General features: G+C 70.6%; 24 protein-coding genes. 2 read left to right on the top strand and 22 right to left on the bottom strand.

Features of this window, described 5'->3' with window-relative positions:
* Nucleotides 1-43 precede the first annotated feature (43 nt).
* The 8 genes from E6R60_RS33245 to E6R60_RS33280 are packed head-to-tail and all read right to left on the bottom strand — an operon-like array spanning nt 44 to nt 8,494.
* On the bottom strand, nt 44-640 hold the full coding sequence (locus tag E6R60_RS33245) for a DUF4913 domain-containing protein (RefSeq protein WP_240802785.1): 597 nt from the start codon (nt 638-640) through the stop codon (nt 44-46).
* Complete coding sequence (locus E6R60_RS33250; RefSeq protein WP_136330435.1) at nt 630-2,375, bottom strand: type IV secretory system conjugative DNA transfer family protein; 1,746 nt, start codon at nt 2,373-2,375, stop codon at nt 630-632. The genes E6R60_RS33245 and E6R60_RS33250 overlap by 11 nt, the downstream gene beginning before the upstream one ends.
* The gene (locus tag E6R60_RS33255; protein ID WP_136330436.1) at nt 2,375-3,961 is read right to left on the bottom strand and encodes an ATP-binding protein; all 1,587 of its coding nucleotides are present in this window, start codon (nt 3,959-3,961) and stop codon (nt 2,375-2,377) included. The genes E6R60_RS33250 and E6R60_RS33255 overlap by 1 nt, the downstream gene beginning before the upstream one ends.
* Before the next feature lie 2 nt (nt 3,962-3,963).
* A complete protein-coding gene (locus E6R60_RS33260) occupies nt 3,964-5,415 on the bottom strand; it encodes an SCO6880 family protein (RefSeq protein ID WP_240802786.1) in 1,452 nt (483 codons plus the stop codon).
* Nucleotides 5,412-6,917 (bottom strand): hypothetical protein, encoded by a 1,506-nt coding sequence (locus tag E6R60_RS33265; RefSeq protein WP_136330437.1) that lies wholly within the window; start codon nt 6,915-6,917, stop codon nt 5,412-5,414. The genes E6R60_RS33260 and E6R60_RS33265 overlap by 4 nt, the downstream gene beginning before the upstream one ends.
* Nucleotides 6,890-7,681, bottom strand: coding sequence for a hypothetical protein (locus tag E6R60_RS33270; RefSeq protein ID WP_136330438.1), 792 nt, complete (start codon nt 7,679-7,681; stop codon nt 6,890-6,892). Before E6R60_RS33270 ends, E6R60_RS33265 begins: the two co-directional genes overlap by 28 nt.
* Before the next feature lie 10 nt (nt 7,682-7,691).
* Nucleotides 7,692-8,015, bottom strand: coding sequence for a hypothetical protein (locus tag E6R60_RS33275; protein WP_240802787.1), 324 nt, complete (start codon nt 8,013-8,015; stop codon nt 7,692-7,694).
* 2 nt (nt 8,016-8,017) lie between these two features.
* The gene (locus E6R60_RS33280) at nt 8,018-8,494 is read right to left on the bottom strand and encodes a hypothetical protein (protein ID WP_136330439.1); all 477 of its coding nucleotides are present in this window, start codon (nt 8,492-8,494) and stop codon (nt 8,018-8,020) included.
* Nucleotides 8,495-9,003: 509 nt separating this feature from the next.
* Between E6R60_RS33280 and E6R60_RS37880 the strand changes: the two genes are divergently transcribed.
* Nucleotides 9,004-10,083: a bifunctional lytic transglycosylase/C40 family peptidase gene (locus E6R60_RS37880; protein ID WP_136330440.1), complete on the top strand. Its 1,080-nt coding sequence runs from the start codon at nt 9,004-9,006 to the stop codon at nt 10,081-10,083.
* A gap of 67 nt (nt 10,084-10,150) precedes the next feature.
* Here E6R60_RS37880 and E6R60_RS33290 read toward each other — a convergent pair whose 3' ends face one another.
* The 3 genes from E6R60_RS33290 to mobC are packed head-to-tail and all read right to left on the bottom strand — an operon-like array spanning nt 10,151 to nt 13,511.
* On the bottom strand, nt 10,151-11,296 hold the full coding sequence (locus E6R60_RS33290; RefSeq protein WP_136330441.1) for a hypothetical protein: 1,146 nt from the start codon (nt 11,294-11,296) through the stop codon (nt 10,151-10,153).
* 14 nt (nt 11,297-11,310) lie between these two features.
* The gene (locus E6R60_RS33295) at nt 11,311-13,077 is read right to left on the bottom strand and encodes a mobilization protein (RefSeq protein ID WP_136330442.1); all 1,767 of its coding nucleotides are present in this window, start codon (nt 13,075-13,077) and stop codon (nt 11,311-11,313) included.
* A complete protein-coding gene (gene mobC, locus E6R60_RS33300) occupies nt 13,077-13,511 on the bottom strand; it encodes a plasmid mobilization relaxosome protein MobC (RefSeq protein WP_168713721.1) in 435 nt (144 codons plus the stop codon). The genes E6R60_RS33295 and mobC overlap by 1 nt, the downstream gene beginning before the upstream one ends.
* Before the next feature lie 240 nt (nt 13,512-13,751).
* Here mobC and E6R60_RS33305 point away from each other — a divergent pair, with 240 nt between their 5' ends.
* Nucleotides 13,752-14,132 (top strand): hypothetical protein, encoded by a 381-nt coding sequence (locus tag E6R60_RS33305; protein ID WP_136330444.1) that lies wholly within the window; start codon nt 13,752-13,754, stop codon nt 14,130-14,132.
* Nucleotides 14,133-14,567: 435 nt separating this feature from the next.
* Here E6R60_RS33305 and E6R60_RS33310 read toward each other — a convergent pair whose 3' ends face one another.
* The 11 genes from E6R60_RS33310 to E6R60_RS33360 form a co-directional block, all read right to left on the bottom strand.
* The gene (locus E6R60_RS33310; protein ID WP_136330445.1) at nt 14,568-14,780 is read right to left on the bottom strand and encodes a hypothetical protein; all 213 of its coding nucleotides are present in this window, start codon (nt 14,778-14,780) and stop codon (nt 14,568-14,570) included.
* Complete coding sequence (locus E6R60_RS33315) at nt 14,777-15,202, bottom strand: ATP-binding protein (RefSeq protein ID WP_346766102.1); 426 nt, start codon at nt 15,200-15,202, stop codon at nt 14,777-14,779. Before E6R60_RS33315 ends, E6R60_RS33310 begins: the two co-directional genes overlap by 4 nt.
* Before the next feature lie 115 nt (nt 15,203-15,317).
* Complete coding sequence (locus tag E6R60_RS33320; RefSeq protein WP_136330447.1) at nt 15,318-16,544, bottom strand: helix-turn-helix domain-containing protein; 1,227 nt, start codon at nt 16,542-16,544, stop codon at nt 15,318-15,320.
* A gap of 162 nt (nt 16,545-16,706) precedes the next feature.
* A complete protein-coding gene (locus E6R60_RS33325) occupies nt 16,707-18,374 on the bottom strand; it encodes a DNA cytosine methyltransferase (RefSeq protein ID WP_136330448.1) in 1,668 nt (555 codons plus the stop codon).
* 615 nt (nt 18,375-18,989) lie between these two features.
* Nucleotides 18,990-19,625: a hypothetical protein gene (locus E6R60_RS33330; RefSeq protein ID WP_136330449.1), complete on the bottom strand. Its 636-nt coding sequence runs from the start codon at nt 19,623-19,625 to the stop codon at nt 18,990-18,992.
* Between the two features lie 152 nt (nt 19,626-19,777).
* On the bottom strand, nt 19,778-20,647 hold the full coding sequence (locus E6R60_RS33335; protein ID WP_136330450.1) for a phosphoadenosine phosphosulfate reductase family protein: 870 nt from the start codon (nt 20,645-20,647) through the stop codon (nt 19,778-19,780).
* A gap of 89 nt (nt 20,648-20,736) precedes the next feature.
* Nucleotides 20,737-21,642, bottom strand: a complete 906-nt coding sequence (locus tag E6R60_RS33340) for a hypothetical protein (RefSeq protein WP_136330451.1) — start codon at nt 21,640-21,642, stop codon at nt 20,737-20,739.
* A gap of 176 nt (nt 21,643-21,818) precedes the next feature.
* A complete protein-coding gene (locus tag E6R60_RS33345) occupies nt 21,819-22,322 on the bottom strand; it encodes a hypothetical protein (RefSeq protein ID WP_136330452.1) in 504 nt (167 codons plus the stop codon).
* Between the two features lie 131 nt (nt 22,323-22,453).
* Nucleotides 22,454-23,023, bottom strand: coding sequence for a hypothetical protein (locus E6R60_RS33350; protein WP_240802788.1), 570 nt, complete (start codon nt 23,021-23,023; stop codon nt 22,454-22,456).
* Nucleotides 23,024-23,108: 85 nt separating this feature from the next.
* Complete coding sequence (locus E6R60_RS33355) at nt 23,109-23,489, bottom strand: hypothetical protein (RefSeq protein ID WP_136330453.1); 381 nt, start codon at nt 23,487-23,489, stop codon at nt 23,109-23,111.
* An 89-nt stretch (nt 23,490-23,578) separates the two neighbouring features.
* Entirely contained in the window at nt 23,579-24,067 is a 489-nt protein-coding gene (locus tag E6R60_RS33360; protein ID WP_136330454.1) for a hypothetical protein, read from the bottom strand.
* Nucleotides 24,068-24,245: the final 178 nt, after the last annotated feature.

Genomic DNA, 24,245 nt, shown 5'->3' on the forward strand with positions numbered 1-24,245 from the left:
CGCCGAACGGTCCGGCGGCCCTCTGGCGGTACGGCGGGACTGGTCAGTCAGTGCCGTGGCTCCACGCGCTGGGCACCACGCTGGGGAGGCGGTGCTCGATCTGGTGCTCCCCCTTGACGCACCCCGAGAACGGGCCGGAGGAGCCCCGCAGCTCTCGCAGGGCGGGGTCCAGGTGGTCGCGGTGCCAGACCGATGGGCCGGTGTACCCGCACGATGCCGGGTCCGTCAGCTCCTGCCAGGCCAGCCACACCGCGTGCAGGCGCGCGATGGCCACGCTGTGCTCGAACCAGAGGTGACACCAACGGGCGTCGGCCGACGGCTCCGCGAGGTAGCCGGGCACGAGTACGCCCTCGACCCACTCGACCAGGGCCCTCAGCTCGTCGTCGTACTCCGGAGGGTCGAGCAGCAGGATGAACGGCGGATACTGCCACTCGTCCTCTTCCGCGGCTTCCTCGTCGGCCTCCCCGCCGGCCGCCGCTTCGTCGTCGCCGGAGGCCTCGCCCGGCTCGGCACCCTCGCCGCCGGTGAGGGTCTTGACCAGGTTCGTCAGCTGCGCGAGCTGGGCTTTGAGGTCTTCGATGTCCTCGAACATGCCGACCGGCACGTTCAGCTCCGGGACCTCGCCAGGCTCATCGCTCACTGCGCGCCGCCTTCCGTTCCTCGTACGCGGCCACGGCCCGCTTGGTGATGGCGTACTCCTCATCCTTCATCTGCGGGCCAATGTGGGCCATCGCCTTCTCCTCGTACCAGGGGCGCAAGGCGATCTGCGCCACCGGCATGCCGGTGGCCATCAGCAGCGCCGTCCCCTTCTTCATGGCACGGATCTCGGCGGGGTCGAGGACCTGCTCGCGCTGCTCGGACCAGCTGTGGCTGTGGCCCTCCTTCGACTTGGAGTACGAGCCGCGCTCCACGTAGTGCGCGCCGGTCAGGCTGCTGATGTCCCCGGCGAACTTCGCGTCATCGATGCCGACGCCGATGACCTTCTTGGTGGCCGCGCTCCACATCGAGTCCATGCCGACCTCGCCCCACGCCCGTACACCCTGGCGGTAGGACTGGAGGATGACGAACGGGGTGATCCCGCGAGAGCCGAGGTGCGAGTACAGGTCGGGCAAGTCCGCGATCTTGCAGATGTTCGCGGCCTCGTCCAGGACGGCGCGCATCGGCTCGGGAAGACGACCGCCCGCCCGCTCCCCCGCCTCGGTGCCGGCGGTGAAGACCGCGTCCGCGACCGCGGCAACGAGCGCCGAGGACGGCCCGCCCTTCTTCGACAGCAAGTACAAGGTGTCCTTGCTCGTCGCGAAGGCCTCGGGGTCGAACCTGGCCCGGTCCTTGTCCGGGGTGACCCACGCCAGGACCTTCTCGTCCCTCAACGCGCTCATCGCCGTACGCGCGTTCTGGTAGATCCCGCTCTGGGTCTCTTCGGCAATATTGATGGAGGAATCGACCTGTTCCGCGAGCACGGGTTCGTGCTGGTAGAGCACGCGAAGCGGGGACTTCTCCTTCGGGTCGGACAGCCACTTCATGACCTCGCGGACGGTGGCGCCCTCCCACCACGCGGCCCGGAACAGGCCGGTCAGAAGGTCTCCGGCGGCCTGTGACCAGAAGGGATCGGCTTGCTCCGAGGTGATCTGATTGACGAAGTGGGAGGCCAGGCGCTCGGCACCTTCCAGCGTCTCGGCCTGGGCCACCAGGTCGATCCACACGTCCCTCTCCGCTTGTGCCACCCCCTGGGTATCGAACAGGAACGTCGTCCCGATCTGCGCACGGCTGTGGCGGGTGGCGGCGTAGACGTCGGCCTTATTGCTGGTCATCAGCAGGGCGCCCGGAGCCTCTTCGGCAACCGGGATGGCCAGTGACGTGGACTTGCCCGCACGGGGCGCCATGATGGCGACGTAGGTGTCCTCGTCCGACCCGCGCAGCTCGACGCCGGACGGCATGTGGTCACCGAGGAGCACACCTCGGTCGCGGGGCAGAACCTCCTTCGGCTTGACCTCCCGCAGCGAGGCGCGGAGCCGGGTCGCGGTGCGAGCGGCGGGCTTCGGCGTCAGCTCCCGCACCTGGTGCAGCGTCGCCAGGCTGCTCGGGTTGCGGTGCCAGCGGAACGCCACCCGCAGCCCCCACACCACGAAGATGACGACGGCCACGTCCAGCAGTCCGGCGCCGATGGTGGACGCGGTCTGGGAGTGCGGCCACACCGTCGACCACTCGGTGGCCATCTGGTACGCACCCACCACCGACAGGGGGAAGTCGGCCACCTCGTCGCCGGTGACGAGCGCGCCGGCCGCGCCCCCGGCCCATGTCGAGACCCCCAGCGTCACGGCACCGCCGAGGACGATGCCTCCGGCCGCCCACGCGCGGTCGTTCTCCGTCATCATCAGCTACCACCTCCCGTGGTGATCCTGCGTCGGTTGGTGTCCGTGCGGTACAGCCGCTGCTCGGTCGCGGTCAGCTCCAGCGACGCGGCGATGCCGGGCCGGGTGCCGATCTTGATCAGATATTTCCCTCGGCCCGGGTGGCGGGTGCCCTCTTCCTCGGGGGCCGCGTTGCCGTCGGCGTCATCGAAGGTGGGGTCGATGTCGAGCCCGGTGGACGTCGCCGACGACCACGAGCCGATCATCATGCGCTCCTGCTCGGTGAGGGACCGCTTGCCGGTGACCCGGCGGAGCTCCTCCTCGGAGGATGCGCCGATCACCCACGTGTCGCACCGGTCCATCAACCCCCTGGCCTTGGCCCGGTCGGTCTCCGTCGGCAGCGCCTCGACGTCCAAAAGGCTGTGCGTCACGTAGATCGTGACGTCATTCGTCGTGCGGTTCAGGCGGCTGATCGCGTCCATCGCGTCCACCAGGCCCGGCCCGGACCGCAGCGCGCGCCACATCTCGTCCATCGGCAGCACGAGCGAACGGTCCATCAGCCCGATGCTGCGGGCGCTGTCGATCGCGCTGTAGGTGTAGGCCCACGTGGCGATCATGCCCGCGCTCACGACGTCATGGCCGCGCGCCCGCAGCGCGCTGATGTCGACGGAGACCGCGGGGGCGTTGATGTCGAGCGGGGTCGTGGTCTGCCCGTCGAAAAGACCCTTGAGCGGGCCGCCGATCAGGTTGTCGAGTCCGGCGATCACGCTGCGGGTGAGGTCCTGGTACCGCTCGCCCTCGGCGGCCAGCTTGGTCCGCAGCTCCTCCGGGGCGGCCCGCAGGACGAGGACGACGTCGGAGACGACGGGGTCGCTGCCCGACTCCTGTGCGGCGGAAGCGACCTGGACAGCGGTATCGAGCGCACTGCGCTCGATCTCGTTCGGCGCCCGCCCGAGTCCATGCTTCGTGGACAGCAGCGCGACGAGCGTCTCCAACCTGCGCCCGTTCAGGACATCGAGCAGAGACTCGCGGCGGTCGGCGGACAGCGTGTGCAGACGGCCCTTGAGCGGGCCGCTGTCGAGCGGGTTCAACCGGCCGATGCCGTCACCGATCCGCACGACCGACCCGCCGAGTTCGCTGATGAGGTTGCTGTACTCGCCCTTGACATCGCCGGGCACGCACACCATGTGCCCGTACGCCGAGTACACCAGGCACACGCGCTTGACCAGCGCGGATTTGCCCGCGCCGGGCTGGCTCATGACCCACATACCGGGGTTCGTCGTGAGCTTGCCGGTCCAGCCGGACGGGTCGATGCACACCAACTCGCCGGTGAGCACGTCCCGTCCGACCGGCACGCCGCGCGGCGGCAGGCCCGATCCCAGAAGGAACGGATAGATGCCGCCGGCCTGAGTCGTCGGCCCGGTGTAGACCGTGCCCGTGTCCTCGACCGGGACGCGGCCGCCGAAGCGCCCGCCCCACCCCAACCGCGGGGCGAAGCGGCCCCGGAGCTTCTTCTCGACCCGCCGCTCGTCGCGGCTCGGGGCCTGCTCGACCGCCCGCACCACACGCTTGGGCGTGGTGACGGGCACCTGCTTGGGCTTGCGCGCCATCGTCAGTCCTTCACCAGCGGGTTGTAGCCGATCGGCAGCTGGGCCGCGAACACCGCGGCCTGCGCACCGTAGGCGGGCCTCATGCGGATACCTCGGGTCGCCTTGATCGCGCGGGCCAGTTCCTGGCGGGCGGCGGGCAGGTCGGCCGTGCTGCGGGCGGTCGCGGTGACCATGAGCGTCCAGTCCGCCACCTGGGAGCCGCTGGCGACCTGGGCGGCCGCCTTCTCCGCTCGCTGGGCGTCAGCCCGCTGGCTGTACTTCGCGCGGCCCTTCACCTCGGCGGTCGCCTGCGCGCGCTGGTGAGCATGGCTGATCTCCCGCTCCAGCACCGCCTCGCCCTCGTACGGGTCGAGCACCCGGTAGGCGATGGTGATGCGCCGCTGGTACCGGCCGGGGGCCAGCAGCGGCAGCAGCATGCTGTACGGCAGCGGCCGACGCGGCATCTCCCGCAGCACCCAGCTCACGGACACGCCGCCGTCGTGCGCGTACTCCTCCCACCCGTCGTCGGCGGCCTGCGGCCCGCACTCCGACCACGACAGGTCCTCGAACTCCGCGTCCCTCGCGTTGAACACCTCCGGGTCGTACGCGCTGCGGACAATCCGGCGGAGGTCGATGTCGGTGGCCCGGCGCTCGATGTCCGTGCCGGTCCCCGACAGGTCCAGCCCGTCGACCACCCGCAGCGCTTCGGCTACCTGCTCGGCGAGATCCGCCGGCGCGTTCACCGTCGCGTTCGGGTCCACGGTGACGCTCATCCAGGGCGCCACGCTGGCGGTCGCGTGCGGAGTCGTACGGACCAGCTCGTTGATGATCCGCTTGGCCAGCTGCGGGGCGTTCGGGTCCTGGCGGGCCTTCACGTCGTCGCCGAGGGCCTCCCCCGCTCCCGGGGTGATCTGGATCGTCACCGACGCGCCCTTGACCTGTTCGTCCGTGCTCATCGCATCGAGCACGGACGACCAGGTGCGCAGGCTGCTCTGCACGGCCCCGGTCGGCGCCATGAGGCTGCCGCCCGGGGCGAGCAGGGTGGTGAGGGTCATGTGCCCGGTCGTCCGGTTGTGGACGACGCCGACGGGCCGCCCGGAGGTCGGATCGTGGGCCTTGATCAGGGTGGATGAGGCCCCGACGCCCGGGAGGTCCAGGGCGTACGGGTGCGGGAGGAACAGCCGCCGGTAGGAGGTGGCGTCGAACCGGGCCGCTCTCCTCCAGGAGGCCTTGGCCCAGTAGTAGGACAGGGCGGACATGCCGTGCCGCTTGGCGGCCGCCAGGGCGAACACGATGCCGGTCACCGGCAGGGTGACCAGCAGGGACAGCGGGACCTGAGTGGCGATCAGTCCGTCCGCCATCAGGGCCACGGCCGCGATCATCGTCGCGGTCCGCGACAGCCCGCCGAGGCCGAAGCTCCGGCGGGCACGGAAGCCGTCGACCATCAAGGTCTTCGGCACTTCATGGGCACTCACTGCTGGTCTCCTCCGCCCACTGCTCCGCTGGCCCCCTGGACCGCGTCGTTGACACCGTCCAGAACCTGGATCGTCGCGGCCACCGGGAGGGCCACGCTGGAAGCGCCCGCCCCCGCCGCGGCGGTGCCGGAGGTACCTGCGCCCTCCGTGAGGCCTTCGACGCCCACGCCTTCGGGTCCAACCTGGCCAGGCACGTTGATTCCGGTCTCCTCGCCTGGGCTGCCGCCCTGCCTGCCCATGCTCTGTTCGACGCGCTGCGCGTGCCTGATCGGGTTGTCGTCCGGGTCGTCCGGGTCATCCGGGTCGTCCGGACCATCCGGCCCCGGCCCGCCACCGCCGCCACGGCTTCCGCCGCCGCCTCCGCCGTCACCGTCGCCTCCGGCCTTCCCTGCGAGGTAGCCCGCGGCCGCGCTGAGCGCTCCGCTGGCTCCGCCCGCACTCATCCCTGCGCCGGCTGCCGCGCCGAAGGGCGCGAAAATCTTCGTCAGCGGGCCGGGGGCGAGGATCGCGAGGACGAAGGTGGCCGCTCCGCGCAGCCACTCGGAGAGGGTCTGCGCGTGCCCGAACTCCGCGAAGCCGACGCAGATGATGATGGCCACCGTCGGCTTGTACGCGATGATGACCAGGCCGCTGGTGATCAGGGACGGCGCCCACTTGCGGGTGGTGTCACCGCCGACGCGGCCGCCGCCGGCCACGGGCAGCAGCAGGCAGATGATGGGGATCGCGCTCTGCCGAAGGAAGATCATGACCAGCTGGATGAAGCCGATCAGCAGGAGCACCGCAACCACACACAGCAGCGTGATGGGGTTGGAAACCGCGGTGGGCAGCAGAACCGCGATGATCCGCTCGTAGGCCTGGCCGTCGTCGTCGAAGGTCGCGTTGACCACCCCGGCGCTCAGTGCGTCGCCGAGCACCAGCAGGATGGCGAACATCGAGACGCCGATGGTGGACAGGAACAGGTTCTCCACCCAGCCGGTCATCGCCCGGCCGGCGTGTTTCACCTGCCCGGTCAGGGCCATCTTGCCCAGCTGCCACATCATCCCGGCTGCGGCGATCACCAGCCCGAGCCAGGTCATCATGCCCGCCAAGGTGGCGTTGCCACCCCACAGCCCGAGCCCCTCAAGGTCGACCGACGGGCCCAGCAACGCGACGGTGAGCGTCTTCTTGATCACCCACTTCGTCACGTCCGCAGCGCTCTTGATGATGTCTCCGAGGATGGAGTCCTGGACGCTTTTCCATGCCTCGTCCACCACCTTCGAGCCGACTTCTCCGACCTTGTCGCACAGCGACGAGCCGGTGAGCAGCTCGGCACCGAGGTCGACCGCGCCCAGGAGCGGACCGGCGCCGACCCGGCAGGTCACCTTGATGCCGCCGCCGACGATCCCGTCGGCCGCTGCGGGCTGCACCGCGGATGCGGACAGCCCGAACACGGCGAGCAGAACGAGCAGGAACGACACCAGTCGCCGCTCGCCCCTCACGACGCTGCCCTGATGGCCGTCCATCCGGCCGCGTTGAACCCGGCGTCTCCGGGGGCCACCATCTGCGGCTCCGACTGGCCCTGAGCGGCATCCTGCGCGCGCCGGGTGGCGGACACCGAGAGCTTCCAGTCCCCGCCCTGCCACAGCGCGCCAACCAGGGTGCGGGAGTAGGAGCCCTCCTCCTTGACGGTTTCGCCCGCCTTCTGGACCACCCGGGACAGCAGCCACACACCGACCTCGTCAGTCGACTTCTTGACCACCTTGTAGCCGACCACGCTGCTGCGCACGTAGGCGCCGGACGGAAGCGGCTGCCCCGGCTTCACTCCCATGCTCCGCGCGATGGTCTTGTCGCTCTCGCCCGCGCTCAGCTCGACCCGTTCGGCGGCCGCCGCGGACTGGTCGGCCTGCCCGATGTACCCGTAGTAGAGGCGCAGCTGCTCATCGACGTTGGACGTGCTGCCCTCCACCACGGTGGTGTTGGCTGCGGCCGCCATCGCGACCGCCCCCTCCGTGGTGTGAGGGAAGCCGACCTGACTGCCCCGTTCGTCGGTGCGCTCCCCCCGCGGGAGCGCCGACCACCGTTCCGGCTCGGTCCAGTCGTCCGGCGGCGCGTACGTCGCCGACGGAGACGGGCTCGCGCTCGCGCTCGCCCCGCCCTTGGCCGGGGTGTCCGGCTCGTCGTCGCCTCCGCTGAGCAGGGCGTAGGCCGTCAGCGCGAGTACGGCGACGAGCGCCACGCCCGCGAGCCACGTGCCCTTGGTGTTCCATGTCCCCCTGGTGCGTGCCATGTCAGCCCCCTCAGCCTGCGATGCCGTTGAGGATGGCGATCAGGGAACTCGACAACAAAATGGCGGCGATGCCGCCTCCCATCCATTTGAAGGGCTCGGACCCGCCACCGTTACGGCTCTTGTCCGCAACGGCGAGCTTGTAGACGCCGAACGCCGCGCCGCCGACTCCGGCCAGGATCAGCAGCCACAGGCCGTAGCCGAAGATTTCAGCGACGGGTCCGTCCATGCCGGGGATCTTCGTCGGCTTGGCGCCGGGGATCAGGTTGCCGCCGCCCTCCTTCTTGTCGTCATCCGCCGCCAGGTACATCGTCGCGGCGAGCCGTTCCAGGGCCATGATCAGTTCCTCTCCATCGTGCGCCGCAGCTTCTCGGCTGCGGACTGGACGTCCTTGTACTCCAAGGCCTCGTCAGGCCCCTTAACGGCCCGCAGGACAGGCAGGTACGGCACCTTCGCCACTCCGGCCAGTCGTCCCTCCAGGGCACGGATCAAGAAGCGCGCGTCCTGGACCGGCCGCGCCGGCGCGTCAGCCACCCACACGAGCCACGGCTTCGGCATGGCCCCCCACCGCAGCAAGGTCTCCTCCACGCGCGTGGCCCCGTGCAGGGTCGTGTCGGACACGAGGACCGGAGCGACCCCGTACGGGACGCGCTCGCCCGGCATCATGATTCGGGCGCGGGCTCCGCCGGCGTCGCCGTCGAGCATTCGGGCAACCGTCGCTCCTGCAATGCCGTTGCCGTCTACCGGCATCAGGGCCCACCGGAGCACAACCGGTGCCACGTCGCCCGGGGTTGGCGTCACCTGTTGAGTGGTCATGCCGCAACTCCCCCCTGTGTAGCTTCGTTTAAGTCACGATATTGGGTTCTTGGGATCACTGAGGCTAGCGTGAACCACGGACAAACCTGGACGGTGTTTTCGCGGTAGCCGGAGGTCAGATCGCAGGTGCAGCTCTACAGCAATGCGCGAAAGCGCGGGCTCTGCCCGCAAAGTGAGGGTTGCTTCGAAACGGATGCCGCATCACGGTCGGTGACACCGGCCTTCTTCGCCGCGTCAGCATTCGAACCCATCAGCCACACCCCCGAGTCGCCAATGGTCCCGCTCGGACGCCCCTATTTCGCTGCACGAAATGACGAGGCCGATATTTCGCTGAGCGAAGTGCACCTATGCGAGACCTTGATCCGACCCTACGGGAACCGCGGCGCCGCCCACGGCCCGGGCCCTGCCCCAATGGAGGCGCACATGCCGATCGCATCGTGATCTAGTACGGCAAAAGTCACACAAGCGACACGACTGCGAGAAGAGAAACACGCACGGGGGGATGACGCATGAAGGTGATCATGGGGGCTGTCGCCGCGGTGATAGGCCTCGCCGTACTGGCCTTCATCGGGGTGGTAGTGCTGATCGTGGACGACGACGCATCGGCCGCCGAAACGACCGACGGCGGGGGCGGGTTGCAGGGCGTTCCCGAAGAGTTCCGCAAGTGGATCCTCAAGGCCGACGCCGACTGCAAGGAACCGGGGATGTCTCCGGCGCTGCTGGCCGCTCAGCTCTACCAGGAGAGCGGATTCAGCACCGACCGCAAGAAGGCGGTCAGCGAGGTCGGCGCCGCAGGCCCCGCGCAGTTCATGCCGGGGACCTGGGCCACCTGGGGGCGCGACTCGGACGGCAACGGAGAGGTCTCCCTCTGGGACATCGGTGACGCCGTCATCGCGCAGGGCCGCATGATGTGCTCGCTGCTGAAGTCGGCGAAGACCTCCGGATACCCCGGCGGAGTCCAGGCCCTCGCGCTCGCCGGCTACAACGCCGGATGGGGCGCGGTCGAGCGATTCGGCGGCGTGCCTCCCATCTGGTTCGCCCGTGAGAAGGGCCAGAAGGAGGGTCAGACCTACCACTACGTGAAGGTCATCCTCGCGGGCATGAAGCGCTTCGAAGGCCCCGGCCTGCTCACGGTTTCCGGGTCCGGTTCAGGCCCGGACGCCCTGCGGAAGGCGGCCACCCGGATGGGGACTCCGTACGCGTACGGAGGCGGCGGTCCGGCTGGCCCCTCGACCGGTTTCTGCGACGGCACCAACGGCTACCTCAACGGCTCGTGCGCCGCGAGCAAGACCATCGGGTTCGACTGCTCCAGCCTCGTCCAGTACGGGTACTGGCCGAAGCTGAAACTGCCCCGGACAGCCCAAGCACAGTACGGCGCCACCTCCGATCACCCCGTGTCCCGCAGCGACCTCAAGCCGGGCGACCTGCTGTTCTGGGCGAAGGGCGGAAGCGGCTTCATCTACCACGTCGCGATCTACGCGGGCGACGGCAACGTGCTGCACGCGCCGCGCACCGGACGCACCGTGAGCATCGCACCGCTGACCTCCGCGATGCCGCAGGGCGACTACGTCGGCGCGACCCGCCCCTGACCCGAAACGAACGTGTGCCGCAGACCCGAAAAGGTCTGCGGCACACGTGCGTCCAGACGGTGAACAACTACCGGGTCTTGCCGCCCTTCGCGACCGGCCCGGCCTCCCGGTGCGGAGCCACACCGGGCTGTGAAGGCGCCGCGCCCTTCGACGCGGTCGCCTTAGTAGGTCCCACGCTCGGCGACGTCGACCGGGCCGCCGTGGTGTTCACCTTCGCCCGGGACTCCGCCGGTCCGCCGCCCCCCTTACGCAGTGCGTCGTTGGCGGCCAGGACCAGCCGACCGCCCATCTGTGACTTCGGCCCCTCCTGCCACGAGGTGTCCTTCGACAGACGCGCCAGACGCTCCGCCACCTGATTACCCGCGTCCCCCCTGGCCATCCGCGCGGCGACCAGGGGCCACTGCTTCGACATCACGAGAAGGTCCGCCTCCCGCTCCATCCCGGGCATCGCCTCGCGCACCATCCGCGTGAAGCGCGCGTTCTCCTGCGGGTCGATGGCCAGCTGCCGAAGCGCTCGCTCCCGGTCGGAGAGGTCCAGGTCCTTGGGGACGTCCAGACCCGTCGTCAGCGGCCCCCAGGACAGCATCGCGTCGCGGCTCGTCGTCGGGGCCTCGGCGGCGCTGAGGACCTTCGCAACAGCCTGGTCGACCCCGATGCCTTCCTCGTGCGCGGACGTGAGAATCGCCCGCACGTCGACATCGCGCTCGTCCAGCGCCGACATCTTCGCCGCGATCTCGGGCCACGCCGGGGAGGACAGAATCGCCTCGCGCACCGGCCCCGCCGGCATCGTCTCCCGCAGCATCTTGGCCCACGGCTCCGTGCCCTCACGGGCAATCCTTTCGGCGTTCGCCGCGACCGCGTCCCGCACCGTCACCGTGATCTCGCCGACGCGCGGGAGCATCGCCTCCAGGTCGACCCCGGCGTTGCGCAGCGCCATGAGCTGCTGCGCGAGCTGCGGCCAGTCCGCGCCTTCCATCAGCGCCGCGCTGATGTCCGGCGGGAGGAACTTCTTCATCTCCTCGGAGGCATCGACCACCGCCTTCTCGGCGGGCGGCAGTTCCTCCTCCTTCCCGGCCTTCTTCTGCTGGTGACGGCGCACCGCGTCCGCGATGGCCATGACCAACTGGAACGACATCCTGGCGGTCTGCACCGCCTCGGCGGCGGCCGCCGCGAAGGCCTCGCTTGCCTGCTCCTCTGGCGTTGGTGTCGTCATGCCTCATCCCCTCGTTATCGGGCCCGCTTCGGCCCCTTGCGCTGCTCGTCGCCCGGCGGCCGACGTGTCGGCCCGGGCGCCCCCGTCTTGCGGGCTGTACCGGCGCGTCCGGTGCCCCCCGTGGACGTCGGCGACGGGTTCTTACCGGAGGCGGGCGCCGTCGAACCGCGCTGGCGCTGCCACCCGTCCAGACGCCATGTAAGCACTTCTGCAACGGAGTCCGCTGAGGTCATCTCCCGGCGAGCGGCTACAGCGGCGAGCACATCGACCGGATCCTCGCCGGTCTTCTCGACCGCGACCAGGCGCTTGCGCAGGGCGGGCCACGCCGGATCGGCAAGCACCGCAGTCGCGTGCTCGGGCAGGGCCTGCTGGAGCACTCCCGCCATCGGCCGCTCGCCGGACGCGACGGGTGTCCGGCGGGGGCCGCCCGGCCGTGCCGCCGAACGCTTGGGGCGCGGCCGGTACTCGCGGGCGGCGGCCGCGCCGGCGGTCACCTCGACCGCCTCGCGCAGCATCCGACCGGCCCGCCCCGAGGCCTGCGCCTGGACGCGATGGTCCTGCGCCTGGTGCCAGCGCTGGGACGCCTCGATGGCCTTCACCAGAGCGAGCAGGAAGCCGAGACCGGCAGCGGTGTCGTTGCGGCCGAGTGCCGCCGCCGACTGCGACAAAAGCTGTGACGACTCCCGGTAGAGAGTGCGCGCCTGCCCCTCCAGGATCCGGTCACCCGGGACGCGGGACGCGCGCTCGAACTCGCGGGCGGCCTCCCTCATTCGCTCGCGCACCATGCGCGGTGAAACGACGGCGGCGATGACGATGAGGTCGCCGAGTGCGGAGACGTCACCGGCTCCCTGGCTCAGCCCGCCGGCGCCGAGCTGGTCGGCGGCCGCGCGCACCCGACGCTCCGCCTCCTGCCACATCTCGGCCGCTGCGACCGTCGGCACAACCGTCGGCGTCTGCCAGCGTTCGCGTACCCGCGGCAGGGACAGGTCGGGTGCCAGCTTGGTACCCGGGAACCAGACCGCCGCCTGCTCCGCATTGCGGTCTCCCGGCAGCGCCACGGAGTAGCCCGTGACGTTTCCGTCGGGCGCGACCCTCTGCTTGACCCGGATGCCGGAGGCGGTGACGCGGGCGAAGAAATCAGCATCGCTGACCGCGACCGCGGCCGCCTCGCGTACGGCTCGCAGGAGAGTGAGGCGGGCAGGCTCAGCGAGCCCTCGGCGCACCGCCTTCTCCTCCTCTCCCGTCTTCGGCCACTCGCTGGCTGTCTTGTCGCGGTGCGTCAGCTGACGCAGTCCGAACTCGACCTCGAACTGTCGCGCGGCCTGCTGCATTTTCGCGATGTCCTGGCGCAGCCACATGTTGCGCCCGTCCTGGCGGGCGGCTGTCGCGACGATGTGGATGTGGTCGTCCGCGTGCCTGATCGCCACCCATCGACAGGCCTCGTCGTCGCCGTGCGGAGAGACTCCGGCAACGTGCATCATCTCGCGGGCCACGCGCGCCCACTCGGCGTCGGAGAGCAGCCGGTCTTCGGGCGCGTTGCGCACCGCGACGTGGTAGACGTGCTTCGCCGGCCGCTTGCCCAGAAGGGCGTGGACCGGGGCGTCCAGCATGAGCGCCAGATCGGCGATGGTCATCTCCGTCGACCGCGCCGGGTCCTCGACGTAGGGGTCGCCCCACGAGGCGACCATGTGCGCATCGACGTGTTCGTCGCGCTTGCCCGGACCGTAGAGGTAGTCGAGCAGGCCCCAGGTGTCCGTGCCGTCGCGCGCCCGCTTCGGCATCACAGCCGGTTCCTGCGTTCACGCATCAGCTGGAGCGTCGCCTCGTCCAGGCGCCGCACGGCCTGCTGTACCGCGCGCAGGGCGGCTGACAACTGCGGGTCGGTCACCTCGCCCTCGGAGTTCAAGACGCGGGCGATCTGGTTCACGTTGGTGCCGACACGCGTGACCTGGGTGCGCGCCTTCACGAGGTCGGCGAGGACGTCCTTCATGGCGGCCGAAACGGGAACGACCTTCTCCTCGGCGACGGCGAGAGCGGCGCTCGCGATCCACGACGCGAGGGCCTGGTTGTCGCGGCTCGCGGCTTCGTTGAGGATCGTCAGCTCGCTGTCGTTGTAGGAGACCTTGACGCGGTTGTCACGGGGGCCGTCGGCCTCTCGCTCGCGCCGCCGCGGCGGCGAACTCCGCCGGCGGCCCGCTGCTGATGGCTCTGCCACAACAGCCCCCTCTCCTACCCCCGGTCCGTGCTCGGACCAATGATCACCGGCCGCCACCATAGTGGCCAGGAAACCGGCGATCACGCTTACTGGGCCCAGTAAGCTCCATCTTGCTTCCGGTGGCTATGGCCGCCGGAAGGGTGTCAGGTAGGAACAACTGACCGTCAAAAATGCCTGTGCGCTGCGGTGATACGGCGTCCCGCGCGCCCGCGCCCGAGTGCGAGCCAGTACGATCACGGCATGGCGAGCGCACACGACATCATGCAGCGGATGAGGGAACGGCAGGCAGCACGCGAGGCGGCTTTCGAGCCGCTCGCGGAGATCCTGGGACAGCGTCAGGAACTCCAGCGGCAGCTGGCTGCCCTGGACGAGCCGTACGGACAGGCCTTCGCGACGGCGGAGGCCGGAGGGTGGACTGCGGATGAGCTGAGGGAGATCGGCGCCGAGGAGCCCGCGAAGCGTCCCAAGGGACGGCCGCGGGGCAAGCGCACCACGGCGAAGAAGGGAGCCCCGGAGACGGCTTCGACGGACTCCTCGGCCGGTTCGCCGACGGCGCCCGTACCGACGCAGAACGGTGCCGCTGAACAGCAGACGGCAGCCGCCGGGAGCACCTCCGCCTGACGGCGCAGAACGAAGAGAAAGGGCCCCGCTGTGCGGGGCCCTTCGCGTTGCTGGGGTATCCCTCCCCGGCCTCTCCAGTGTCCGGCCGGGCTCCTCCACGTCAAGGTCGTACGTCCGCTCCTCACCACGTCCGATCGTGCCTCACGGACGCGTCTGCGGTGCGGGCGCTCCACCTTGACCCTCCGTCCCCCGACCTTGCGAAGGCCTTCACGGGGAGGAAGGAAAAAGGGTCGGCGCGTCGGAGCGGATGGCGGCCTGGCCCGTCGTGCGGGTGCGACCGGCAGGTCGGGGCATTCCAGAATTCCGGAACGCGCAACGGCGCCCCGGAACCCTTCACGGGTGGGTTCCGGGGCGCCGTCTCCAGCCGCTGCCCGCGACGGGGGTGACGCGGGCAGCGGGGTTCGAGTGCGGGCTACGGCCCGCTGCGGCAAGACCTCACAGGTCTCCCGCCGCGATCATCTCGGTGCGCGTCCGTCGAATCCTGAGCCGCTTCGGATCCTCCGCCGGCCACTCCGTGCCGCCGCCCGTCCTGTGCCGGAGCCAGACGACTCCGCCACGCACATCGGTCACGACGGCGCGGGTCAGGCCGTCCACCACCTCGTCGCCGACCGACGGCAACGGCTCGTTCCCGGTCTCGTTCTCCGTCATGGCGTCACCTTCATCTCTGCCCAGACGCGCTTGCCCCACGGGACGCGTCCGGAGCCCATCAGGTCGTATCCCCACCGGTCCGACACCTCCTCGACCAACACCAGTCCGCGACCGCCGATGTCGTCCGGTCCCGCCTCGCGCGGCTCCGGCACCAGCCACGGTTCGCGGTCGACCACGGCGACGTAGACGAGGTCTTCTTCGGGACGGTCGATGATCACCCGGACGCACTCGCCACGAGCGTGCCGGACCGCGTTCGCGAACAGCTCGGTCAGCAGCAGTGCGGCGCTGTCGCCCGCGTCGTCCATGTTCCAGGCGCACATAGCCACGCGGGCTAAGCGCCGGGCCTTCTCTGCCGTCTCGGGTGTGCGCGTCATCGTCTCGCTGTAGCCGGGGTACCCCGACCCGCGTGGTGTGGTGGTCATGCCGGGCATCGCCAGACCTTGGGTAGGCGGGTGGTCGAGAGACCACCGTAAAAGCCGGAGGGGGTAGCGACAGGTACAGTCGCTACCCCCTCCTGGAGGGGTACAAGTTGTACCCCTACGCGGCAACGCCGAGTTGACGCGCGAGGCCTCGCGCGTCGTCGCGGATGATCGCACTTCCGGCCTCCGCGAGTTCCCCGGCGGCGCCCCGGGCGAACAGGTTGAAGCGGGCCGTCTCGGGGCTCGTCTCGTACGCCTTCTTGAGCAGGTGGACGACCGCCACGTTCTCGCCTTGCAGGCTGTACGCGCGGGCCGTCTCGATGATGTGGAAGCTGCGGCGGGTCGCGCTCTGCATGGTGCCGAGATCAATGTGCGTCGCCGCGTCGACCGCTGCCCCGCCTCGGACGAGATCGTTGTTCATGGTGATCGCGTACGCGTCGACCATGCTCCGGCCGAACATCAGCCAGGGGTGCGCGTACCCGTCGCCGAGTCGCTTGGCGGACTCGTCGGCGCGGTCCCAGTGCCGGTCCGCGTTGCCCTTCTGGCCGACCTTGGCGTACGACAGGGCGGTGGCCAGATGGAGCAGTCCGCCGAGGGCGATGTCCTCCGTTCCACGGTTCGGGTCGAGCAGCTGGATGGACTTCATCGCCAGTTCGACGCGTGCCTCGTGGCGCTCTCCGGCGTCGCGGAAGACGTGGTTGAGGTACCACGCCGAGGCGGCGATGGCGCGGGGGCTGTCGGCGTCCTGGGCCATCGTCATGGACCGGTCGCCGGTGAGCATCACCAGCTCCGGCGCGGGCTGGAAACTCAAGTAGAGCTGAGCGAGGTGGTAGGCCTGCGCGAGGTACACCTGGACCCGGCGCCGCTCTGCACCTTCGTGTGCGCGGGCGGCGTACTGGAGATCGGCCAACAGTGCGGGGAGCACGTTGGCGACGCGGGTGCGGTGGTCGCCGAATCCGTGCCATGCCTGCCATGCGTTCTGTACCCGGGTGGCGAGCGCCGCCGCCGGCTGCGGCTCGTCGTCGTGGCTCAGCAGGTCGTAGGTGGTGAGCGCTTCCTTGACCCGCAGCAGGGCGGGGTGGGCGGCCTTGGTGTAGGTGGCGGCGGCGAGCCGCTCGTCACCGGTGAGAGAGGCAAGGTCGTCCACGCCCAAGGCCTCCGCGAGGCGCAGGAGGAGCGGTAGGCGTGGCATGCCCAAGCGGTCGTTCTCGATGGCCTTGACCCATTCCGTGCTGCGGCCGACGAGACCGGCGAGCACCGGTCGCGTCTGTCCTTTCCGCTCGCGCTCACGTCGGACCCGTTGGCCGAACGTTCGAGGCGAGCCATTTTCAGCGTCGTGCGCCATGATGGACTCCGTTCTGACGTCGCACTCAGGACGGTACCGGTGCGCGAGCGTCCGGGAACACTGGTCTCGGGTCGAGTACCCGACCGGAGACCGGAAAGCCCCGGTGGGCCGCTGATCTTTCAGCGGCCCACCGGGGCTTTGACGTTGGCGGGGGCTCTCCCCCTACGCCGCTGCGGGCGTCGGCCCGGGCTCCTCGGTGAAGAGGTCCAGCTGCTCAAGTTCCGTGATGGTCGCGCCGGTGTTGATGCCGTACAGCTCCCGGACGTACGCCCGGGTCTTGGCCTCCCAGTTCTCGTCTCCGAGGATCCGTCCGAACACTGCGGCCGCCACCATCGGGCAGACGGCGTCTGCTGCCTGCTGGGCGACGTTGCGCACTCCGCGGCCACGTCCGACGTGGGTCCACGGGTAGTCACCGGGGAAGCCGACCAGGCGGCCGATGTCGGACTGGGTGATCGTCTCGCCGGTCTCGGAGTCGGCCCATCCGTACGCGGTCGCGGTGACGCAGGTCGAGGGGAGGTCGGCGCTGCGCGAGCCGCCGCCCTTGGCCCGGCCGGTGGCGGGGTCGACGGGGCGGTGACCGCGCGTCAGGTACACCCGGCCGGTGCTCCAGCCGACGACTTCGGCGAAGGTCGGGGCGGGGATCGGCTCGGCCGGGGTGAGGTCCACGAACGGCTTCTCGGCGCCGCGGTGAGCGGTCATGAACCGGCGCTTGCGGTGGCTTCCGCCGTAGGTGACCGCGTCCAGCGTCCACGCCTCGGTGGTGTGCCATCCGGCCTGCGTCAGCTGCTCGAACAGTGCGTCCTCGATCTGCCGGGGCAGTGCGCTCGACTGCTCGACCATGACGCACTCCAGGATGCCGCCGGGCCGGGCCAGCATTCCCAGCGGCCAGATGATGACCTCCGCCATGAGTCCGGCGCGCGGGTCCTCCAGCTGCGCGAGCGGGGCGCGGACCTCGTCCCACGTGTCGCCGGAGCGGGGCGCGTAGCCGGTGGGCGAGTGCTCCCACGGGGCGAATCCGGCGGCCGCGCCCGCCTCCAGGATGACGTTGAGGATGACGTCGATGGAGGCGGTGTAGCGGCCCTTGCCGAGACCGCTCGGGGTGAACGCCTGGCACGGCGGGGTGAGGGCGATGATGCTCACGTACTGGAGCGCCGGGTTCTCCGGGTCGAGCGCGGTGACGTCGGCGTGGACGACGCGGAATCCGGCGGCCGTGGCGGTCGCGACGGCACCGCCGTCCAGGTCGATTCCGATGATGTCGACGTCGGCCCCGAGGATGTCGCGCAGACCCAGCGAGAGGCCTCCGGGTCCGTGGAACAGGACGATCACGCGCTTGCGGAGGATGCGTCCGAAGGTGTCGCGCTCGGGGGCGAAAAGCCACTCGATCGGGAAGGGGCGGGCGTACCAGTTCAGGAGTTCGCGGGTCTCGTCGTCCAGGGCGGCGATGCGCTCGGCAGTGACGGCGCCCCGGTCCTCGAACCGCCCCAGCGCGATGGCGGCGCGCTCTCCACGGGCCTCGTGGGCAAGCTCCCCGGCTCGCTCGTCGTGGCCCTCGACCACGGCGTACGCGCACTCGGTGATCCGCTCGGCCGCGCAGTACGCCCACTCGTCAGCCTCTTCGCTGGGGTTGAGGTCGGCGTACTCGGTGAGCAGTGCGGCGGCGCTCTGGCACTCGGTGAGGGCGGGGTGTCCGGCGGCCGCGGTGAGGGCGGCCGCGTCCTCGGCCTCCTGCTCGGCGGCGTCGGCGGCAAGCTCCGCGCTGATACCGGGGGCGGGGCGGAGCAGGCTCAGCATCCCGCCGGCGGGCACGCCGAAGGTGCGGGTGTCACCCATGGTCCACTTCCTTGGTGTCGTTGAGGCTTTTCGGTGTGGCCCGGGGGCCCGCCGGGAGGGGATTCCCGCCCCCTTCCGACATCACTAATACTCTCAAGTTTTAGGGGTGGAGTCAACCCCTCGCGCTCTACAAACCCGCAGGTCAGAGGCTTTTTTGAGGGTCTTTCAGGGCTCTCCGCGCGCCACTCCCCCGCCCTCTCGGCGTTCGCCGTACGACGGGCCGGTCGGGGGGTTCCCTCCGCGGCTGGGCAGGCGCAGCCGACCGCGGGCCGTGTCGGGGGGCAAGGCCGGTCTCAGCCGCGAAGCGGCTCGGCCTTGCGGCCCGGCGCGGGCTGTGGTCCCCTCCGGGGGCCCGGACGCGGAGGGAACCCCCCGACCCCGCCCACACACCCACCACCCACCAACCGCAAGGTGACGACGGCGCCCCCTCCCCTCTGTGGAGGGTCCAGGGGTGTGGGGGCGGAGCCCCCGCGATGCTTGAGCCCGCACCCCCCGACCCCACCCCCACCACCAACTCACCTCTTAAGAGGGGAGAACGGCGCGGCCGGTGGAACGACGATGGCCAGCGCGTCCCGGACCGGGGTCGCGCTGGCCATCGTCGGGCCCGTGGGCCTCCTACTGCTGGGCCTCCTTGCGGGCCTGGGTGATGATCCGCTTCCAGGTGACCACGGACTGCCCGTGGCGCTCGGCGAGCAGGGCGGCCACCTGACCGGGCTTCATGTCGGGGCGGGCGGCGAGCGCTTCGGCGGCCTGCTGGACGCGGGGGTCCGGCTTCTTGTCCTTCGCCCGGGCGCCGACCGGGCGGCCTCCGCTGGTGCCGAACCCGCTGTCGGGGTCGTCGGCGAACTCCCAGAGCTGGGCGCGGGTGCGGTACTCGCGGGTGCGGGTCGGCAGCTGCTCGGTGCGGATCGGGTCCGGCCACCCGCGCGGCGCCGTCTTGGCGTACTGGGTGATCCGGCTGGCGTCGACACCGAGGACGCGGGCCTGCCCCGCCGGCGGAAGCTGCTCGTCGGGGTCGCCGGTGCGGTCGACACCGCGGCCGTCGCGGGGCTCGCGCTCGTGGTGCTCGGCGAGCCACTGCTTCCACGCCTCCAGGTCCCAGTGCGGGACTCCGTCGATCACGCGGGCCGGAGGGTGACCGTTGGCCTCACGGTCGTGCCACAGGTTCGCGAGGCTGGCGGCACGGCCGTAGTTGCTGTGCTCGACCAGCTCCTCCTGGGTCGCCCACTGGCGGCCGTCGATGCTCTGCACGTGCATGCTCCTGGTGATGTCGGTCGCGGATAAGATGGTGGGTGGTTCGGTTTTAGGTCTGTTGAGGGCCTTCGGTGGCCGGACCGCACGGCCCGGCGGGATTCCCACGCTTTTGCGCCCCGCCGGGCCGCCCTACGTCCGCCGCCGGCCAATCAGCTCCGGGCGCGCTCGATGATCTCCCGCAGGCTGATCGACTTCTTGAACTGGTGGCCCATGTCCACCTCGGCCTCGGCGTACTCCTCGAACAGCTCCGGGTTCAGCTGCGCGGAGCGGACCAGGTCGTCGGTGTGGGCGAGCGGGCAGGCGCGGCAGCTCAGCCGCCGCATCCCCTGGTCGTAGGCCTCGTGGTGCGCGATGCCGTTCTCCTGGTGGGACTCCCACACCTGATCGGTGCTGAGCTGGTGGACCGGCAGCCACGTCGTGACGACCCGCAGCGTCCCCTTGCCGCTCATGCGGTTCCGCTCGACCGTCGGCTTCTTGGCGCGGGCCGGGGACTCCTCGGCGCGCATCCCCATCGCGTACCCCGCCCGGACCGGCCGCCCCAGGTTCAGCTCGGCGCCGACCTCGTCCACGTAGTCGCGGCCGACCGCGGTCTTCGTGTCGCTCGTGCAGAAGCGTGCGAAGTGCCCGGGCCAGTTGCCGTGGGACCGGATCCGCTGCCACAGCGACGCCCACCGCTGGCTGCGGCGGACGGCGAAGGGGACGCCGTACTGCTCGGCGTGCGCGCGGGCGACTTCGAGCGCGCCGGGCCACTCGACCAGGTGACCGCGCTCGGTGGTCCCGAGGTCGCAGTGCAGGACGCGGACCTTGTCGAGCTGACCCGCCTTGTCGGCCTGGGTGCAGACCTCGTGCACCGTGGCGCCGGAGTCCTTGCCGCCGCTGTCGCCGACGATGACGACGTCGTGGGCGTCGAAGTCGAACTCCGCGGGGAGCACGGCCGGCGCGGCGGCCGGCGCGGCGAACAGTTCCATCTGGGCGCCGCACCCGGTGCCGCACGGCGGGGTGAAGGGGGGCTTCGTCATGACCTTCTCCTGGTTGAGGTGTTCGGTGTGGTCGGGCCGGGCCCGGCGGGGGAGCGGGATTCCCGCCCCGCTCCCCGCCGGGTGACCGGTCAGCCGGTCCGGTCGGTACGGGCGTAGTTGTGGAAGTCGTCGCTCACGGGGAAGTCGGTGGGCTCGGTGACGGGCGCGCACACCCAGCTGGCCATCGGGCCGGGGATCTCCAGCTCGCCGCTCAGCCACTGGTGGATGTCCGGGCTGACCTCGAAGTGGCTGCCGTCCTCGGTCTCGGCGTAGAACTGGGAGTTGCCGCCGAATCCGTACGCGTCGGCGTAGTCCCAGACGCAGACCAGGAGCGGGCCGCCCGCCTCCTCGATGCGGCCGAAGACCGACCGGATGCCGTCGGCGCTGTAGCCGTCGGCGAACCGGCCGTGGAGGTCGCGGAGCTCGGCGGGCAGGCTGCGGACGGGCTGGCCGTCGGCGATCCAGGTGGCAATGGCCTCGACGCAGTCGCCGAGTCGGCCGACGGGCCGGATCATCAGCGGGAGTTCGGTGCCGTCGGGGTCGACGGTCGTGGCGTGCCAGTGATCCTGGAAGATGTCGGGCGTCCGCTCGACCACCGTCTCGTCGTCGTCTCCCCGGTAGAGGCACAGCACCGCGTGGGATCCGGTGTTCTCGTCCTCGCCGACGACCAGCCAGCTGTTCCCGGCGTCCTTGTCGATGGCGGCGCTGATGCCACGCGCGGCCAGGGCCTTGGTGGCGACCTGCGCGCCGGTGGCGTCCGGTGCCCCCTTGAGGGCCTTCGGGGCGTTCGCCAGGGTCAGCGTGACCTTGCGGCCGTCCCGGTAGTGGATGCTGTGCTCGTTGCGGGAGGGGCGGAACGTCGCGAGGACGTTGACGCGGTCCCCCATGCGGTCCAGGTTCGCGTCGTGGATCTCCGCCATCCCGTCCTCGACGCTCAGCAGGGTGACGGCGTGCCCCTCGGTGCGCAGGTAGACCTTTCGCGGCGTAGCACTCATCGGTGAGCCCTTCGTTTCATTGAGGTGGTTCGGTGTGCGGCCCGGAGGCCGGCGTCGGGCTGGGGATTCCCGCCCCCAACCGACACCACAAATACTCTCAAGTTTTTGGGGATTGCGCAAGTCCCGAGCCCTCCCCCGGCCCGCCTCCTGCGAGGCGGGCCGGGGGAGTCGGGCGCTCAGCCTCGGGTGAGCTGGGCGAGGGCGGCGCGCTTGTCGTGCAGCGCGAACACCGCCTCCAGCAGCGCCCGGGCGACCTCTTCGGTGCCTGCCGCCGCGAGGTGGCCGTGCAGGGTGTCCAGCGCGGTCGAGAGCTGGGCGTCGTCCTCGGCCAGGCAGGAGCCGGTGACGTCGGCGGTCGCCGGGTTGCGCAGCGGGCGGCGGTCCATGGCGTGCCTGACGTACTGCCCGAACTCCGGGGGGAACCCGGTGCCGGGGTTGTCCGCGGCTTCGGTCTCGGCGTCCGCGAGGGCGAGCCGTGCGTCGGCGGGGATGCCGTCCGCCTCGGTCGGGGCCTCCTCCCAGAACGAGATGACCACGGTGTCGAGCAGGTCGGCGATCATGTGCAGCGCCCGCCCGTTCCACGCGGAGGCGAACAGGGTGCGGCGGCGGGCGATGTCGGCCAGGGTGGCGGCCCGCCATGCGGCGGCGCGGGCCTGCGGGGTCGGTTCGAAGTCGGTCATGATGGCGCTTCTCCAGGGAGTTGAGGTTCTTCGGTGTGACCCGGGCGGGCGGGATTCCCGTCCCGCCGGCGCCCGGGGTGAGGCTCGGCCGCGCTGCCCGCCGGTCCCTTCCGGGACCGGCGGGCGCCGGGCTACTTCTGGTACGCGGGGATCAGCTCGCGGACCTTCTCCGCGCCGATGCATCCGCCGTCGTGCCGGTAGATGCTCGGCGGCTGGCCGTTGCGCCCCCGGTGGTGGCTCCAGTAGCGGACCCCGGACCAGCCGCACAGCTCGCACGTCAGGTACCAAGGGTTGTCAGCCCCCGGGAACCCGTGGAGAACAGCCCTCCAGTGGTGCTCAGCGAGACCTGCGAACGCGGTCCGCGCCCCACCGACGTTCCGATCGTTGACGGGCATCCGCGGGTGCAACAGGGGCACCGGCCCGTTCAGCGGCTGCGGCGCTTCGGCGCGCACCCGGTCCAGCGAGACCGCCTCGATGCGACCGGCGATGTACTCCTGGATGAGGTAGGCAGCCGCCATGTCGATGCCCTTCTTGCCGGTGGGCGGGCGGCGGAGGTTGTGCTCCCCCTCACTGGTGACGACCAGCCAGTCACGGTGCCAGCGGAAAGCCTGTCCGAGGACCTTGTCCGCGCCGATGATCACGGGGTAGCGGCACTCGATGTCCGTCTCTCCCTTGCGGTACGGGAGGGTGGCAGTGCTCATGTGGTGCTCCTTGTTGAGGTGGGTCGGTGTGCGGACCGGGGGCGGACGGGATTCCCATTCCGTCCGCCCCACGGGCGAAGGGGGGTCAGCTCGGGGTGTCGGTGAAACCGGCCCCGTTGAAGGCGAGTTCGTCGGCGTAGAAGACGTCCTCCAGCTCCTGGAACGTCTGCTGGTCGGCGTGCTCGCGAAGGGCGAGATAGGCGGCGTGGCCCTGGCTGACGGCCTGGTAGGTGCGGAAGACGAGCGGCGACTGGGAGTCGTCGCACGCGGCGTCCAGGTCCTCGCGCTGGGCGTACAGCTCGACCGGGTGGTCGGAAGCGCGCTGGACCTCCAGCACGTGGCGCTTCTCGATGTCCTTCCAGACGTTCCAGTCGTAGACGCCCTCGTCGTCGGCGATGACGAAGTAGGTGCCGGGCCGCTTGGTGAGGTCCACGCGGGTCTCGACTCGGTCCATCTCGGGGTTCATGCCACTGGGCCTTTCGTTGAGGTGTTCGGTACGGAGCCCCGGTGGGCGGACGAGGATTCCCGCCCTGTCCGCCCACCGGGTAATGCGCGTCAGCTCTCGTCGTGCTCGATGACGCGGAACTCGCAGCCGTCGTCCGAGGTGAGGATGTGACCGGCGATCAGGTCCTCGGTGTGCGCGTGCAGCTCGGAGAACCGGAAACCGGCGAGCTGCATGGCCGTCCACAGCAGTTCCGCCACGGTGCGCGGGTCGTCCCCGCACCCGACGGCGAACCAGTCGCCGCCCGCGCCGCGCGCCTGAGCGACGTAGTGACCGGCGGCCTCGGCGTCGACCTCGACCTCCGTGGTCGGCCAGCTGGGGATCTCCGCCGCGTAGCTCCCCACGGCGCGGGTCAGGACTCCGGCGGCGCCACCGGGGTGCTCGTCGGTGTCCGCGAGGTGGAGCAGATCGGCGATCAGGTCCTCGATCGGGTTCTCGACGCCGTCGCCGTGCTCGGTGCCGTACAGCTCCCACGCCTTGCGCGCACGGTCCGCGCGGTCCGGCGTCGTCAGGTCGCTGAGGTTCAGGGCGATGAAGTCCACGATGTGGCCTTTCGTTGAGGTATTTCGGTGACTCGCCGGGAGGGGATTCCCGCCCCCTTCCGACATCACTAATACTCTCAAGTTTTGGGGTGTAGGTCAACTCCAAAACACAGAAAAACCGCAGGTCAGAGCCCTTTTTTGGGGAGTTTCCGGGGCTCCGATCGACCGCCCCGACCCC

This window comes from Streptomyces sp. A0642 (assembly GCF_004795105.1).
Lineage (GTDB): Bacteria > Actinomycetota > Actinomycetes > Streptomycetales > Streptomycetaceae > Streptomyces.

Coding starts and splice junctions, on each gene's coding strand:
- E6R60_RS33250 (WP_136330435.1), bottom strand. CDS start 2,375: ATGATGACGGAGAACGACCGCGCGTGGGCGGCCGGAGGCATCGTCCTC.
- E6R60_RS33255 (WP_136330436.1), bottom strand. CDS start 3,961: ATGGCGCGCAAGCCCAAGCAGGTGCCCGTCACCACGCCCAAGCGTGTG.
- E6R60_RS33265 (WP_136330437.1), bottom strand. CDS start 6,917: ATGGACGGCCATCAGGGCAGCGTCGTGAGGGGCGAGCGGCGACTGGTG.
- E6R60_RS33270 (WP_136330438.1), bottom strand. CDS start 7,681: ATGGCACGCACCAGGGGGACATGGAACACCAAGGGCACGTGGCTCGCG.
- E6R60_RS33275 (WP_240802787.1), bottom strand. CDS start 8,015: ATGGCCCTGGAACGGCTCGCCGCGACGATGTACCTGGCGGCGGATGAC.
- E6R60_RS33280 (WP_136330439.1), bottom strand. CDS start 8,494: ATGACCACTCAACAGGTGACGCCAACCCCGGGCGACGTGGCACCGGTT.
- E6R60_RS37880 (WP_136330440.1), top strand. CDS start 9,004: ATGAAGGTGATCATGGGGGCTGTCGCCGCGGTGATAGGCCTCGCCGTA.
- E6R60_RS33290 (WP_136330441.1), bottom strand. CDS start 11,296: ATGACGACACCAACGCCAGAGGAGCAGGCAAGCGAGGCCTTCGCGGCG.
- E6R60_RS33295 (WP_136330442.1), bottom strand. CDS start 13,077: ATGCCGAAGCGGGCGCGCGACGGCACGGACACCTGGGGCCTGCTCGAC.
- E6R60_RS33305 (WP_136330444.1), top strand. CDS start 13,752: ATGGCGAGCGCACACGACATCATGCAGCGGATGAGGGAACGGCAGGCA.
- E6R60_RS33310 (WP_136330445.1), bottom strand. CDS start 14,780: ATGACGGAGAACGAGACCGGGAACGAGCCGTTGCCGTCGGTCGGCGAC.
- E6R60_RS33315 (WP_346766102.1), bottom strand. CDS start 15,202: ATGACCACCACACCACGCGGGTCGGGGTACCCCGGCTACAGCGAGACG.
- E6R60_RS33320 (WP_136330447.1), bottom strand. CDS start 16,544: ATGGCGCACGACGCTGAAAATGGCTCGCCTCGAACGTTCGGCCAACGG.
- E6R60_RS33325 (WP_136330448.1), bottom strand. CDS start 18,374: ATGGGTGACACCCGCACCTTCGGCGTGCCCGCCGGCGGGATGCTGAGC.
- E6R60_RS33335 (WP_136330450.1), bottom strand. CDS start 20,647: ATGACGAAGCCCCCCTTCACCCCGCCGTGCGGCACCGGGTGCGGCGCC.
- E6R60_RS33340 (WP_136330451.1), bottom strand. CDS start 21,642: ATGAGTGCTACGCCGCGAAAGGTCTACCTGCGCACCGAGGGGCACGCC.
- E6R60_RS33345 (WP_136330452.1), bottom strand. CDS start 22,322: ATGACCGACTTCGAACCGACCCCGCAGGCCCGCGCCGCCGCATGGCGG.
- E6R60_RS33350 (WP_240802788.1), bottom strand. CDS start 23,023: ATGAGCACTGCCACCCTCCCGTACCGCAAGGGAGAGACGGACATCGAG.
- E6R60_RS33355 (WP_136330453.1), bottom strand. CDS start 23,489: ATGAACCCCGAGATGGACCGAGTCGAGACCCGCGTGGACCTCACCAAG.